Here is a 14,030-nt window from a genome sequence, read left to right as displayed (position 1 = left end):
CATCCCCAACCATTCCGCGCGGCGTCCGCCCCAACAGTGGGGAAGGTGTGAAGTCCCTCTCCCCACTGTTGGGGAGAGGGATTTAGGGAGTGGGGTTACTTACCCCAAACTCTTCTCCAGCACCTCTACCAAAGCCCACATATCGGCTTCGGTATTATATACATTAGGCGAAACCCGAATGGCTACTCCCCTGTTAGAAATAATGATTTTATTGCTTAATAATTGCTCGGTAAAACCTGCGTTATCTACCCCCTGCGGCAGACTTATGCCTAGCAAATGATGCCCACGATAAGCCTCTGTTTCGAGGCTACAGCCCATACTTACCAAGGCTTCCAAAGGTTTTTGGGTGATTTGCTTACAATACTCTTGAATATTATTTACACCCCAATCAAGAATCTGCGTGAGCGAATCTTCGAGCATTGGTAAATTGATAAACTGTGAGTATTCTCCGGCATTGTAGCGTTGGGCAAAAGGCCGGTAGGCTCTTTCGTACTTGATAAGCTGCGAAAAATTCTCGCTATTCATGCGGTTCAACCATGATTCCTCTACCGGAACACCCTCATCAAAGAACGCACCGAAATAAGCGAGTCCGATGCTATAGGGGCCGAGTAACCATTTATATCCGGCGCAAATCACAGCATCGGGTTGAATGGCCTGCACATCAAAATCCATTGCACCAACCGATTGCGTGCCGTCAACCACCATCAGCGCGCCAACTTCTTTGCAACGTTTCGAAATGGCTTCCAGATTAAACTTCACGCCGTATATCCAATGTACATGAGGCACAACCACCATAGCGGTTTCGTGGCTGATTGCGTTCAGTATGCGCTCGTTCCAGATTTGCCCTCTGTTTTCTAAAACATCGGGCCTGGCAATTGTGTGATAAGTAAGGGAAAGTTGTTTGCTCACTCTTTCAAAAGCATATACATTATTCGGAAATTCGTCCTGAATTTGTATAATATGTTTTTTGGCTTCAATATTGGGTAAGCGATGCAAGTTGTTTGCCACCACAGCCATGCCATACGACACGGCTGTGATAATGGCTACCCGTTGAGGGTTATCGATGTTTAATAATCGGGCAAATAAATGCTGTACCCTTTCGGCAGGTTCAAAATGGCTGTGTGGATTTATTGTGAAAGGTCGTTCGGCTTTCAGCAGCATACCCTCGGTTCCTTTTTCTATTGATGTTCTGAGCATGGGGCCATACGCCGCCCCATTCAGATACGTAATGCCTTCTTCTAAGGCAAACAAATGTTTCTGGTTAATCATATCGTTCAGGATTGTACAACGAAATATCAATACTTGTTTTTTCATTGTCAACAATTTCCTGTACTAATTTTCCACTACCCGGTGCAAGGCTCAGCCCCATCATGGCATGGCCCGAGGCAATAATAAGGTTTTTGTACTTCTTTGTGCGGCCAATATAAGGCAGGCCATCAGGCGAACAAGGACGAAGTCCCGACCATACTTTTTGCTGTGCAGGCACTTCTATCGGGTAATCAGGAAAAAACTCAGGCACGGCTTTAATGATACCTCTCACCCGATTCATGTTAATATCCTGATTAATGCCGCCAATCTCCATTGTTCCACCAAAACGAATCAGGTTATCGTCCATTGGTGTAATGGCCACTCTGGCTTCAAGCAAGATAGACGGAATATTCAGTTTTTTACCTTTTTGTTGTTGGTAAGTGGTACTATAACCTTTACCTGCCTGCATTGGCAAATTAATACCCAATTGCTTAGCCAATATCGGTGACCACGACCCAGTAGCAATTATCAATTCGTCGACAGCTATACTATTACCCGATTGGGTTTTAATGCTTTTTATGACTCCGTTTTCGGAGCTAAAATCTACTACTTCGGTATTATACATAAACGTAACACCTTGCTTCTGCAATAATGCTTTCAACTTTTTTACCAAGTCATTTGGGTACAGATGCGCATCACCCGGATAATACACCGCTCCGGCTACATCTGGTTTTACTTCTGGCTCTAAGGCGTGCAAAGCGGCAATATCTAACACACGGGCCTCAATACCTAGTTTATTGGCTGTTTCGGCTACTTCGGCTTCTTCATCAAAATTATGCGCTGTTTTGCATAGCATCATCAGCCCTTTTTCTTCAAAGGCGAAATCGTTGTTTTCGTCTTTGGCAAACTCCTGATATAGCTTTTTGGCAAGCAGGCTTATGTCTCGCAAGGCAGGCATGGCTTTCTCAACCTGCTTATTGTTGGCTGCCTGATAAAACTTAAGTCCCCACGAAATCAAATCCCAGTTAAGGCGTGGTTTTACATAAAACGGACTCTCAGAATTAAACATCCATCTGATACCCTTTTCTATCATGCCCGGCACAGCCAAAGGGATAAAATGGCTAGGTACTATCATACCGGCATTGCCATACGAACAACCGTCGGCGCCATCGGTACGCTCAATGATAGTTACTTTATGCCCTTTTTGCAGCAGATAATAGGCCGAATACAGCCCGATAATGCCACTGCCTATAATTACCACCTGCGGTGATTTTGAATCTGTTGCCATGAATATTCTATTAGCGCTTGTATAATGTTTATATAAATCAACCTGTTTTGGTAAATAAATACGCTAAAAAAATACCATATCGTAGAGACGCCAACATGTCGTCTCTACGGAAATGGTTTAATTTATTTTAGTATTTATATCACCTGAAACCCAAATGCGTAAGGGTCGTCCTGGTCGTCAATCGTAATGGTATTGTTACCGTAGATTCTCGCCCAACCCTCAATACTTGGGTAAATGGCATCAAAATCGCCTACTTTGGTAGTACCTTCAATACGGCCAATGAATTTACTGCCAATGATACTCTCATGCACAAACTCATCCCCTTGTTTCAGCTTACCTTTAGCAGCCCATTGCGCCATTCTGGCCGATGTACCCGTGCCACATGGCGAGCGGTCAATGGCTTTATCGCCATAGAAAACAGCATTACGAGCCGTTGATGTCGGGTCGATAACCTTGCCCGTCCACTCAATATGGCTTAGGCCATTGATAGTGGGGTTTTCGGGGTGCACAAACGTATGTTTTTCGTTGATACGCTCTCTTAGCACCCTTGCCCATGCAATCAGTTGGTCGGCTTTGAAATGTTCTAAACCCGGAAAGTTTTCCTGTACATCAACAATGGCATAATAATTACCACCATAGGCTACGTCAACTTTCAGCGTACCAAGCTCAGGGCATTCAACCTCTATATTTTCAGCAGCCAGAAACGAAGCCACATTTGTCAGCTTCACGGTTTTCACCTTATTGCCTTCTTGCGTATATTCTATCATTACCAAACCCGCAGGTGCTTCCATACGTACAAAACCAGGCTTTTTAGGCTGAATCAGGCCATGCTCAATGGCAATTGTAATAGTACCAATAGTGCCATGCCCACACATAGGCAAGCAACCACTGGTTTCGATAAACAGCACGGCAACATCGTTTTCGGGGTCATGCGGTGGGTAAAGAATACTACCCGACATCATGTCGTGTCCTCGGGGTTCAAACATCAATCCTTTGCGTATCCAGTCATATTCACGCAAAAAATGCTGTCTTTTCTCCGACATATTCTTTCCTTCAAGCACAGGGCCACCACCGGCCACCAAGCGCACCGGATTCCCACAGGTGTGAGCATCTACACAAAAAAAGCTTTTTACCATGTCTTTATCAGAATTGAGGTAATACTGGTCTGGTTGCCAACGAATCGTTAATGATTTTCAACACACGCTCACGCTCTTCGCCTACCAATGGTAATCGTGGCTCACGAACCCACTCAGTACCTAGCCCGGTTGCAACCTCGGCCAATTTAATATTCTGTACAAATTTAGTTGAAACATCTAAGTGCATCAACGGGAAATGCCAACGATAAATAGCACGGGCTTCTTCAATACGGCCTTGTTTTACCAATTCATAAATAGCAACCGTTTCACGAGGGAAGGCATCAACCAAACCTGCAACCCAACCATCAGCACCCATAATAAGGCTTTCGAAAGCAAGGTCATCAACGCCTGATAGAATCTTGAATCTTCCACCAAATTCGTTGATAATATCTGTCATGTAACGAATATCACCTGTTGATTCCTTCATTGATTCAAAATGCGGATTCGCCGCTAATTCACGAAACATCGGAATCGAGATAAAAGTCTTATAAGCCAACGGATTGTTGTAAGCCATTACAGGCAAATCGGTCGAATCGGCTACTTTATGTAAATAATGTAAGGTCTCTCTGTCGTCAGACGGGTAACGCATCGGCGGCAACAACATAAAGCCTTCTGCCCCTGCTTGCTCACATTCTTTGGCAAAAGCAACTGCCTCACGTGTGATACACTCAGCAATACACATAACCAAAGGCACACGGCCGGCAATAGCAGTTTTAGCGGTATCGAGCAAAGTAAGTTTTTCTTCTTTGGTCAAAGTTCCGTTTTCGCCCAATGAGCCACAGATAATAATACCATGCACACCTGCCTTGATTTGCTCTTCGATATTGAATGCAAAGGTTTTCAGGTCAAGACTTTCGTCCTGAAAAAAATTAGTAGTTACTGCCGGATAAACGCCTGTCCACGAAGGTTTCATATAAGTAGTATTAGATTATGATTGGTTCTATTTTACTGATACAAAGCTAGCATACAAAAAACAAAAAAACTTATTCTCATTTCGCCATTACTTATACTTTTTTACCCCATATATTTGTACAGTATATAATATAGAGGTAAATTAGTATTTATTTTAAAATGTTTAATCTTAACATAAACCCCACTCCCCAACCCCTCTCCCCAACAGTGGGGAGATGGGCTTTAACTCCCTTCCCCACTGTTGGGGAAGGGTTGGGGATGGGGTATCACCATTAAAACATGAAACCCCTACTCTTCCGAATACCTAAAACAGAAACAGAATCGTTTCGTGTGCAGATTGATGACTTACCTTATTTTTATGATACGCTCCACTTTCACCCCGAGTGGCAGATAACCCTGATGCTTGAAGGTACCGGAACACAATTTGTGGGCGATAACATAGACCGTTTTCAGCCCTACGATATTTACCTGCTTGGCAGTAATCTGCCGCACGTTTTCCGAAGTGATGCCGAATATTATACCGAAAACCTACGGGCACATTCTATATCTATTTATTTCAGAGGCGATATTCTGGGCGAAAACTTCTTTGATATTCCCGAAACGCTACACCTCAAAAACCTGCTCAACGAAGCCTCGAGGGGCTTCAGAATCCGAAACCGGGAAGCAAATGCGCTTACCACACTTGTTGCGTCTATTATCAATAAAAAAGGCTTCGAAAAACTGCTTACTTTTCTTGAAATACTCAACGCCCTTTCTGTATCGGCCGACAAAGAATTTTTATCGGGTATTACTTACCAGAGTACACAAAAAGAGACTGACAACCAGCGCATAAACGATGTTTTTGAGTTTCTGATGCGCAACTATGAGCGAGAAATAAACTTGGAAGAAGTAGCCGGAATTGTAAACATGACCCCCAATGCCTTTTGCCGTTTTTTTAAATTACGTACCCGAAAAACCTTCTCTGAGTTTCTGAACGACATCCGAATAGGCCATGCTTGCCGTATGTTACAGAGTGGCGATACCAGCGTGTTAGAAATTTGTTTTGCCAATGGCTTTAACAACGTATCTAACTTTAACCGCCAGTTTAAAAACCGAACTAAAATGACCCCAAGTGCCTACCTGAAAAAATATGATACCAAGACATAAATTAAATTTTATAACTTTGCGCAAGTTTCGGCTAAGAAACTTACACATGGTATAATTTTTGACCCACGTTTATTACCTTTCTATTCTTACGCTTATTTTGCTTAAACTAAAATTGATTTTGTTTTATTGCAAGAATTAATAACGGGCACTAATAGTCCTGCCAAACCAATTATGTTTGAAACACATCAGTTTAATGAAACTCTTGATAAAGAGTTTTTAATGGAAAATTATGATACACAAGAGTATCTTGTAGAAGTTTTTGGTGATTTTTTAGCGCTTATGCCCGAAGAAATACAAGAAATCAGAGCCGGACAAGCCGAAGGAGATAAAGATAAAGTAGTGAAAAAAATTCACGCTATTAGCTCGGCAGTAGGTTTTGTAGGTGGTACTGAGCTCTCAGACCAAATGAAGAGATTTGAGGTAAAAGCAAAAAACGACCCCGATTTCGACATCACTAACGAAGAATCGACCGCACTCATCAACCAACTAGATGCTTTTATTGGTATTATTAAAGAAGAACACGAGCAATTAAGCTAGTTTTTTACGTATCTATCTACAATTTTCAGGGTGCCTTGGTTAGCAATAATCAGGCACCTATCTACACAAACGCTTTCTTCTTCTAATAATTTAATCTTAATATAAAAAAAAATTATCAAGCGGATACGACCTTTCCGATAGCATTATTTTGGCTTGATTTTTGCATTATTTTACTTGTAATAGATGTCTTAGTTCTAGTAAAAGATGCCCCAATGACCTTACAAAACAATGCACCAATGATAGATTCAGAAGAGCAAACAATCTGGTCGAATAAATATGTCAGGTTCTTTAAAACAACCATTGGCATAAACGATACCATCGACAAGATTATGAGTGTGTTGTTGCAAACATTGAAAAAACTCGATGTTGCCGAAAAAATATACTATGTACACTTTTTGCCTTCTAATGTTGCCGAAATCGCTTATAGCACCGATTCATCGCTGGTTGGTTTAAAAATCCCTTTTCTTTCCTCTCACAACTTCAGCGAAAATACTTTCAAGGTAATTGAAGAAGATACAAGCGCATTCAGCTTTGAGCAAGCACCTAAAAAAGTTATCATTCAGGCTATAAAAACCGAGCATAGCACCGGCTTGCTCGTAAAAATATGTGAACCCGATGCCCTAATACATAGTTCATACCGTTATTTTTCGCTCCTATGCAAAATCAGGTTCGAAGAAATCGTTTCTACCTACCAGACAACCACACAGCTAACCGAGCTCAATATCCGCTTTGAATCTATTCTTAGCAAAAGCCCGATTCCGATTGTGTTTGTCGACGAAAGCGCCAATGGCGTTTTTATGAACACCAAAGCCTACGATTTGTTTGGTTTCTCTTCTGATGCGCCCATTACGGCACAAAAAATCGCCGAGGGTTTCAGCAACCTTATCAATATGTTGCAGAACAAAGAAGAAGTACAAAGCAAAATGCAGGAGTTGATGTTCTCAAACTCTATTGACCGCTGGCGATGGAAATTCGGCTCGCCCATCAACCGCACTTACAATGTTATCACACAGTTGATTCATGTAAACCGCTACACAGGCCGTATCTGGATTTTTGAAGATGTTACCATTGAAGAACGGGTAGAAGAACGCTTGCAGGTTATTAACCATCAATTGATTCATCTGGCAGAAAAAGAAAGACGTGATAATATCATGAAAACTACTTTTCTGGCCAATATGAGCCACGAGATTCGCACGCCTATGAATGGCGTGATTGGTGCCGTGAGCTTGCTCGAAAACACTGCTTTATCGCACGAGCAATTTGAATTAGTAAATATTATCAAGAAAAGTGGCGAAAGCCTCATTTCTTTGATTAACGATATATTAGATTATTCTAAAATTGAAGCAGGCGAACTGCTTATTCAGGAAGAGGTATTTTCGTCGGTTGAGTTATTTGACGACTGCATTGACGTATTCTATGCTACGGCTCTTGAGAAGAGTATTCAACTGCGCCTGATGCTGAACCCTAACCTGCCGGTGTATATCAAGGCAGATAGAAACCGCCTACGCCAGATTATACTGAACTTTATTTCGAATGCCGTAAAATTCTCACCGAATGGCAGTTGGGTAACCATTAAAGTTTCTACAAAAATTGTCAACGGCAAATCTATTCTCACCTGTAAAGTAATAGATAAAGGCAAGGGTATTGACGAAAACGAGCAGGAAATAATATTCGACCGCTTTAAGCAGCTTACCAATAAGCATTCGGGCGGAACCGGACTAGGTCTTGCTATCTGTAAACGCCTGACCGAAATGATGGGTGGCGTAATTGGCGTGAAAAGCAAGATTGGCCAAGGTGCAGAGTTTTTCTTTGAAGTACCATTCCAAAACACCGATACCAAACCTGTTATTCTGGGCGATTTATTTACGAAATATGCTAATACCGACTCTTGTATCTGGGCACTCGATTCAAAAGAGGCTGTTGAGACTTTTTCGGAATATTTTAAAGATAAAAAACTTAAACTGGTTTCGTTTGATACCCCTGAAAAATTCTTTGTAGAACCCCACCCGACACCATCGCTGATACTGGTCGACTCAATGCAGATTGGCTGCCAGTTAGAGAAAACCATCAAGGTGTTCAGAGACAACGGCGTACCAGCCAATGTGCCTGTGGTAGTAATGGCATACAGCCACGAAAAAGATGCTAAAGAATATGCAACATTCGACTACAGCGATATGATGATTAAGCCCATGAAGCTGAAAAATCTGATGAAAGTAGTTGAAAAATGGATATTCAAAACAGTGATTCAGCAGGCTACCGTACAACCAGAAACCAATAAACCGCAGAAGATTCTATCGAACCACAAAGTGCTGGTGGTTGAAGACAACGAATTTAACCAGAAGATTCTGAAACGGATTCTGGAAGGCGTGATGGATAACTTTGATATTGTAGATACAGGCGAAAAAGCCGTAGCCGAGGCTCAGAAAAACAAATATGATTTGATTTTTATGGATATTCAGCTACCGGGTATCAATGGTATCATGACCTCGAAACTCATCAGAGAAACGTATCAGGATACCGACCAGCCGTTTATCATTGCTCTAACAGCCGATGTATTCCTGAAAGACTCAAGTACGCTTGAAGAGGCAGGTTTTGACGATTATCTGCCAAAACCTTACCGTCAGAAAGAAATAATTGCCAAAATTGAGAATTACCTGCAAAGGCAACCTCACATGGTTTTATAACCTGCCGTTGAAAACTTGCTTGGTTTGTTACTGATTTCAGTGCAAACCATGCTAAACTTTTCTTTCGTTTTTTTATCAATAGATTGTATTTCCAGAGGAATACCTTTCATATCGGCTGGTAATGGCATGCCTGTACTGGTAAGCAATTGCTGCGACATTACCTTGAAAAATCCGGCTGAGGCAAATGGCGGCTTCTGGCTTACCCACATTGTTGAGGTATTTTCTGCACTCTCAACCAACCATTCGTCACACACATAGCCTAGAATACTCTTGGTGCGGCCTGTTTTCTTGGGTGTACTTATTTTGGTTTTAGGGTCGTCTTGCACATCTTTCATGCTCTTATCTATATCTAGCGGAATCCCCATTACCATTTTTTGTTGCTCCATAAACATAATCATGGCCTTTTCTTTATAATCAATCACGCTTAATACAGACGGCGAATTGGGCATACTCATTTTAAAAGCAAAAATATTCTCATTTCCGGCTGGAAAATACCACCATTGTTCGCCTTTAAACGGTTTGCCTTCGTGCATAGCAGAAGACTGAAATTTGAGTGCTCCTACAAAATTATACTCAGGCTTTGGCTTTACTTTTTTACCACTGCCCATGGCTTTCATCATATCGCTGGTACTTTGCCCCCAAACGCTGAAAGACCCTAAAGTAATTAATACAACAAATAGAATGTTTTTCATAAAGTGTTTTTTTTCGTAAAATAGAAAGTGCCATCTACAAAACCGACAAAACCTTAATTTTATGAGAAAAGTTTTTACTAAGCGGCAAAACACAAATAAAAAATCCCCATAGCAAGCTACAGGGATTTATATCTATATCAATATCTTAATTTCTTACTTACCTAAATCAGCCAGTTTGTCAACAATCAAGCCTTCAAGGTATTCTCTAATAGAATCGATTTTGATTTGAGAAACTACGTCTTCGGCAAAGGCTAGCAATTGCAAACGAATGGCTTCTTTTTTCGGAATCCCACGCGACTGCATATAGAAAATAGCCTCATCGTTTAGCTTTCCGGTAGTAGTACCGTGCGAACACTTCACGTCGTCGGCCCAAATCTCCAACTGTGGCTTGGTATTCATGGTTGCCTCGTCGCTCGTTACTACGTTGCGGCAATTCTGGTAAGCATTGGTTTTTTGTGCATCTTCCTGCACAAATATTTTACCATTGAAAACCCCCGTCGATTTATCCATCAGAATACCCTTATACAATTCATTGCTTTCGCAATTAGGTTTTCTGTGGTCAACAAGTGTATGGTTATCAATGTGTTGCTTACCGCTTGGCACATATAGGCCATACAAATGGCTTTCGATGCGCTCGCCGTCTAAAGCAATATTCAGGTTGTTTCTTACAAAACCACCATTTACCGTAACAGTTGCTGCATAAAAATAGCTTCTGTCTTTTTGGTAAACCTGTGTAGTACCAATATGGTGCGTGTTATCGCTTTCGTTTTGTACTTTATAGTAATCGGCTCTTGCGTCTTCAAAAAGTACGAACTCTGTAACAGTATTGATAAAATACTTGTTATCGCCAATTGTGCGGTATGCCTCAGCAATTTTCACCTCGGCATTTTTGCCTACTACAATCAGGTTGCGTACCTGAGAGCCTACGTCTTCTTTGCGGGTATCGCCAATAAAACGCAGAATAACAGGTTCTTCAAGCGTTTTGTTGTCGGCAATATGCACTACTACACCATCTTTTGCAAGGGCTGTATTCAAGGCCGTGAAGGCATCGTTTTTGTAGTCGGCATATTGGGCAAAATAACGCTCAATTACTTCAGGCATTTTTTCTTGCGCTTCGGCAAAAGTTACAACCTGCAAGTGCTCGCTTGGGCTTTCGATGTGCGACAATTCTGCATGAAATACGCCATTGACGAAATAAAGCACATTGCCTTTCAGGTTTGGCAGATGTATTTCTTTTAAATCTTCATTGCTGAAATCAGAGGCCGCCTCGAAATTGTAGTTTTGTTTCGCCAGTGTCGAAACATTGCTGTACTTCCATTCTTCATGGCGAATAGACGGGAAACCCAATCTATCAAAATTCTTCATGGCTTCGCTACGCAACACATTTACAGGCAAAGTGCTTTTGCCGTTGAGTTGTGTTTGCAAAGTCTGAAAATCAGCAACTAATTGATTTTTTAATTCTGTATTTTGTATAGAACTCATCTTATAATTCTGCTACTGCTTCTAATTCTATTTTATAGCCAAAGTGCAACTCTTTTACCGGAATAATCGACCGGGCTGGTCGGTGGTTTCCGAAAAAATCGGCATACAATTGGTTGACAATCCCCCAGTTATCACCATCGGCAATATAAACCGTTGCTTTCACAACTTTATCTATACTGCTTCCGGCTTCTGCAAGCACCTGTTTCAGGTTATCAAAAACTACTGCCATCTGCTCTTCCATCGACGATTCGATAGGCAACTTTTCGGCAGTTTTTATTCTGATAGGTAAAATACCCGATGTAAACACCAGCCCATTGCTCACAATTGCGTGCGAATAATGGCCTACGGGTTTAGGGCTGTCAGATACCTGAATGATTGTCATGGAGTGGTTGGCTGATCTGATTGGTTAAGCTACTTCAAGCGAATCAACTTCGGCTTTAATCCAGTCGTAACCTTTTTCTTCTAGCTCAAGTGCAAGTTCTTTTGTACCCGACTTCACGATTCTGCCTTTGTACAATACATGCACATAATCAGGCACGATATAGTCTAACAAACGTTGGTAGTGGGTTACTACAATAAACGACCGGTTTTCGTCTCTTAGTTTGTTTACGCCTTCGGCTACAATTCTAAGGGCATCAATATCAAGACCAGAATCGGTTTCGTCAAGAATACACAATTGTGGTTCTAACATTGCCATCTGGAAAATCTCGTTACGTTTCTTTTCACCGCCCGAAAAACCTTCGTTCAACGAGCGTCTCAAAAGCGTATCGTCAATTTTAACCAACTTCGCTTTTTCCTTCATTCTTTTCAAGAACTGAGCCGCATCAAGAGGCTCTTCTCCGTTATATTTACGGATTTCGTTCAAAGCAGTTTTAAGAAAATTAACGGTGGTAACACCCGGAATTTCAACAGGATATTGAAATGCAAGAAAGATACCTTCGGCGGCTCTCTCTTCCGGAGACATATCTAATAAATCTTTACCTTTGAACTCAACAGTACCGTTGGTTACTTCATAGTATTCTCTACCTGCAAGAACCGAAGCAAGTGTACTTTTGCCAGAGCCGTTTGGTCCCATGATTGCATGTACCTCGCCTGGTTTTACCTCAAAATTTATTCCTCGTAATATCTCTTTCTCCTCAATTCTTGCATGTAAATTACTGATAGTGAGCATTTTTAAGCTTTATTTTAAATGATTTCTGACTACTGATTAGTATGTATACTCTGATAGATATAAAAAATCAGGCTGCAAAGATACAACCAAAATAGCCAAGATGCTATTCTTAATTTTATTATAATAACCCTAAATAGTGCTTGCTCGTTCCTTTTTGCCAATAAATTTAATATATACGTAGCAAAAACCACATATATTGGCTTAGAAGCTTTATTGTGAGGCAATTATATGCAAATAAATAAGCCGCATAAATAGCCTTATCGGCATTATGCGGCTTATTAAAGAGCTTTACGAATAGCTGTTAAGCTACTACCTCATAGAGCTTTATGCTCTGTGCTTTATTTTTGAGTGCTACCTCTCCTACTTCTTTACAATTAAACGATTCTTTCACTTTCTCGTAGGCTGCTTCGCTGATAATAATCTGGCTTGGTTTAGCTGCCGACTGCAAGCGTTGTGCCGTATTTACGGTATCGCCTATTACGGTATAATCAAGGCGTTTCAATGATGCCGAACCAATATTGCCCGAAATCATTTCGCCGGTATTGATACCGATTGATACCTTAGGCAGATAGGTTGAATGGTTTGGCAACACCTCTTCAATTTTATCGATAGCCGAGCGTACAGCCAACGAGGCTTCAATGGCACGGTCAAGGTGATACTCACCTTTGAAAACCGCCATCACGGCATCGCCCATAAACTTATCTACGTAGCCGCCCTGGTCTATGATACCCTTCACCATTACATCAAAGTATTTGTTGATGAGGTTTACAACTGTATCGGGCGATTCTTTCTCTGAAATAGAGGTAAAACCGCAAATATCAATAAAAACAACCGATGCCTGAATGGTTTCGTTGGCCGTAAGCGACGACTCAAACTCCTGGCTGTTCATGAATTTCAGCACTGTTTCGTCGACATACATTTTCAGGATATTGTTTTCTTTAATAGCCTGTAAGGTCTGGCGCAGTTGCGTAACGTGCTTAATGGTTTTTTGTACTGTTAGCTCTAAATCTTCGAAATTGATAGGTTTAGTTAAAAAGTCAAAAGCACCTCTGTTCATGGCAACTCTGATGTTCTCCATGTCGCCATAAGCCGATACAATCACAGCCTTTAGCAAAGGGTGATTATCTGAAATCTTACTCAAAAGCGTGAGGCCGTCCATCTCTGGCATATTAATATCACTCAATATCATATCAATATCCGGAACCTCCTGCAATAGCTTTAGGGCTTCGGCACCATTTTGTGCAAAGCTGAATTCATAGGTTTTCTCTCGAATCTGTCGGCGGAATTTCTGTTTGATGAGCGTTTCTAAATCAGCCTCATCGTCTACAACCATTATCTTAGCGTTCATATCGAACTTTTAAGTTTTTGTTTCAGTTCTGCAAAATCTAAAGGCTTGGTCAGGAAATCGTTAGCTCCTAATCTCATGGCTTGTGCATGGCTTTCTTGGTCGCCATAAGCCGTAATCATCATCACAACCGGGGGTGCACTTGGCGATTTGGTCCGAATCTGTTTCAGCAGTTCAAGGCCACTCATGCCCGGCATGTTAATGTCTGATAATATCAGAACCGCCTGTGAATCCTGCCCTTCCAGATAGCTCAATGCCTCTTCGCCAGAGCCACTAAAATTAAAATCAAACTCACCCGCCCTGATTTCCCGACGAAAACGTTGTTGGAATAAAACTCTTACATCTTCTTCGTCATCAACTACTAAAATTTTCATAAAAACTGGGTTAAG

Annotated in this window: 13 protein-coding genes; 3 read left to right on the top strand and 10 right to left on the bottom strand. The window is 41.4% G+C overall.

The features are described from left to right. Positions 1-99: 99 nt before the first annotated feature. From WAE64_RS19010 to WAE64_RS18995, 4 genes are all read right to left on the bottom strand, one after another. Positions 100-1,314: an aminotransferase class V-fold PLP-dependent enzyme gene (locus tag WAE64_RS19010; protein WP_340239222.1), complete on the bottom strand. Its 1,215-nt coding sequence runs from the start codon at positions 1,312-1,314 to the stop codon at positions 100-102. Then, entirely contained in the window at positions 1,262-2,536 is a 1,275-nt protein-coding gene (locus tag WAE64_RS19005) for an NAD(P)/FAD-dependent oxidoreductase (RefSeq protein ID WP_340239221.1), read from the bottom strand. The genes WAE64_RS19010 and WAE64_RS19005 overlap by 53 nt, the downstream gene beginning before the upstream one ends. 134 nt (positions 2,537-2,670) lie before the next feature. Further along, on the bottom strand, positions 2,671-3,672 hold the full coding sequence (locus tag WAE64_RS19000) for a 4-hydroxyproline epimerase (RefSeq protein WP_340239220.1): 1,002 nt from the start codon (positions 3,670-3,672) through the stop codon (positions 2,671-2,673). A 7-nt stretch (positions 3,673-3,679) separates the two neighbouring features. Beyond that, positions 3,680-4,585 carry a dihydrodipicolinate synthase family protein gene (locus WAE64_RS18995; RefSeq protein WP_340239219.1) on the bottom strand — a complete coding sequence of 302 codons (906 nt, stop codon included), beginning with the start codon at positions 4,583-4,585 and terminating at the stop codon, positions 3,680-3,682. Positions 4,586-4,863: 278 nt separating this feature from the next. On the opposite strand from WAE64_RS18995, the gene WAE64_RS18990 reads away from it, so the two are divergent. From WAE64_RS18990 to WAE64_RS18980, 3 genes are all read left to right on the top strand, one after another. After that, the gene (locus WAE64_RS18990; RefSeq protein WP_340239218.1) at positions 4,864-5,730 is read left to right on the top strand and encodes an AraC family transcriptional regulator; all 867 of its coding nucleotides are present in this window, start codon (positions 4,864-4,866) and stop codon (positions 5,728-5,730) included. 126 nt (positions 5,731-5,856) lie between these two features. Then, positions 5,857-6,267, top strand: coding sequence for an Hpt domain-containing protein (locus tag WAE64_RS18985; RefSeq protein WP_340239217.1), 411 nt, complete (start codon positions 5,857-5,859; stop codon positions 6,265-6,267). 212 nt (positions 6,268-6,479) lie between these two features. Beyond that, positions 6,480-8,951 (top strand): ATP-binding protein, encoded by a 2,472-nt coding sequence (locus WAE64_RS18980; RefSeq protein ID WP_340239216.1) that lies wholly within the window; start codon positions 6,480-6,482, stop codon positions 8,949-8,951. Here the strand turns inward: WAE64_RS18980 and WAE64_RS18975 are convergent. From WAE64_RS18975 to WAE64_RS18950, 6 genes are all read right to left on the bottom strand, one after another. Then, the gene (locus WAE64_RS18975; protein WP_340239215.1) at positions 8,936-9,643 is read right to left on the bottom strand and encodes a DUF4412 domain-containing protein; all 708 of its coding nucleotides are present in this window, start codon (positions 9,641-9,643) and stop codon (positions 8,936-8,938) included. The genes WAE64_RS18980 and WAE64_RS18975 overlap by 16 nt on opposite strands. 153 nt (positions 9,644-9,796) lie before the next feature. Continuing rightward, on the bottom strand, positions 9,797-11,125 hold the full coding sequence (gene sufD / locus WAE64_RS18970; RefSeq protein WP_340239214.1) for a Fe-S cluster assembly protein SufD: 1,329 nt from the start codon (positions 11,123-11,125) through the stop codon (positions 9,797-9,799). A gap of 1 nt (position 11,126) precedes the next feature. Continuing rightward, a complete protein-coding gene (locus WAE64_RS18965) occupies positions 11,127-11,507 on the bottom strand; it encodes a RidA family protein (RefSeq protein ID WP_340239213.1) in 381 nt (126 codons plus the stop codon). Positions 11,508-11,531: 24 nt separating this feature from the next. Beyond that, positions 11,532-12,296 (bottom strand): Fe-S cluster assembly ATPase SufC, encoded by a 765-nt coding sequence (gene sufC, locus WAE64_RS18960; RefSeq protein ID WP_340239212.1) that lies wholly within the window; start codon positions 12,294-12,296, stop codon positions 11,532-11,534. A gap of 301 nt (positions 12,297-12,597) precedes the next feature. Then, positions 12,598-13,644 carry an adenylate/guanylate cyclase domain-containing protein gene (locus WAE64_RS18955; protein WP_340239211.1) on the bottom strand — a complete coding sequence of 349 codons (1,047 nt, stop codon included), beginning with the start codon at positions 13,642-13,644 and terminating at the stop codon, positions 12,598-12,600. Continuing rightward, positions 13,641-14,015 (bottom strand): response regulator, encoded by a 375-nt coding sequence (locus WAE64_RS18950; RefSeq protein ID WP_340239210.1) that lies wholly within the window; start codon positions 14,013-14,015, stop codon positions 13,641-13,643. The genes WAE64_RS18955 and WAE64_RS18950 overlap by 4 nt, the downstream gene beginning before the upstream one ends. Positions 14,016-14,030 lie beyond the last annotated feature (15 nt).

The organism is Emticicia soli (assembly GCF_037860775.1).
GTDB classification, from domain to species: Bacteria; Bacteroidota; Bacteroidia; order Cytophagales; family Spirosomataceae; genus Emticicia; species Emticicia soli.
Note: the sequence above shows the minus strand (reverse complement) of the source record. Positions and strands in the feature narration are given on the sequence as shown.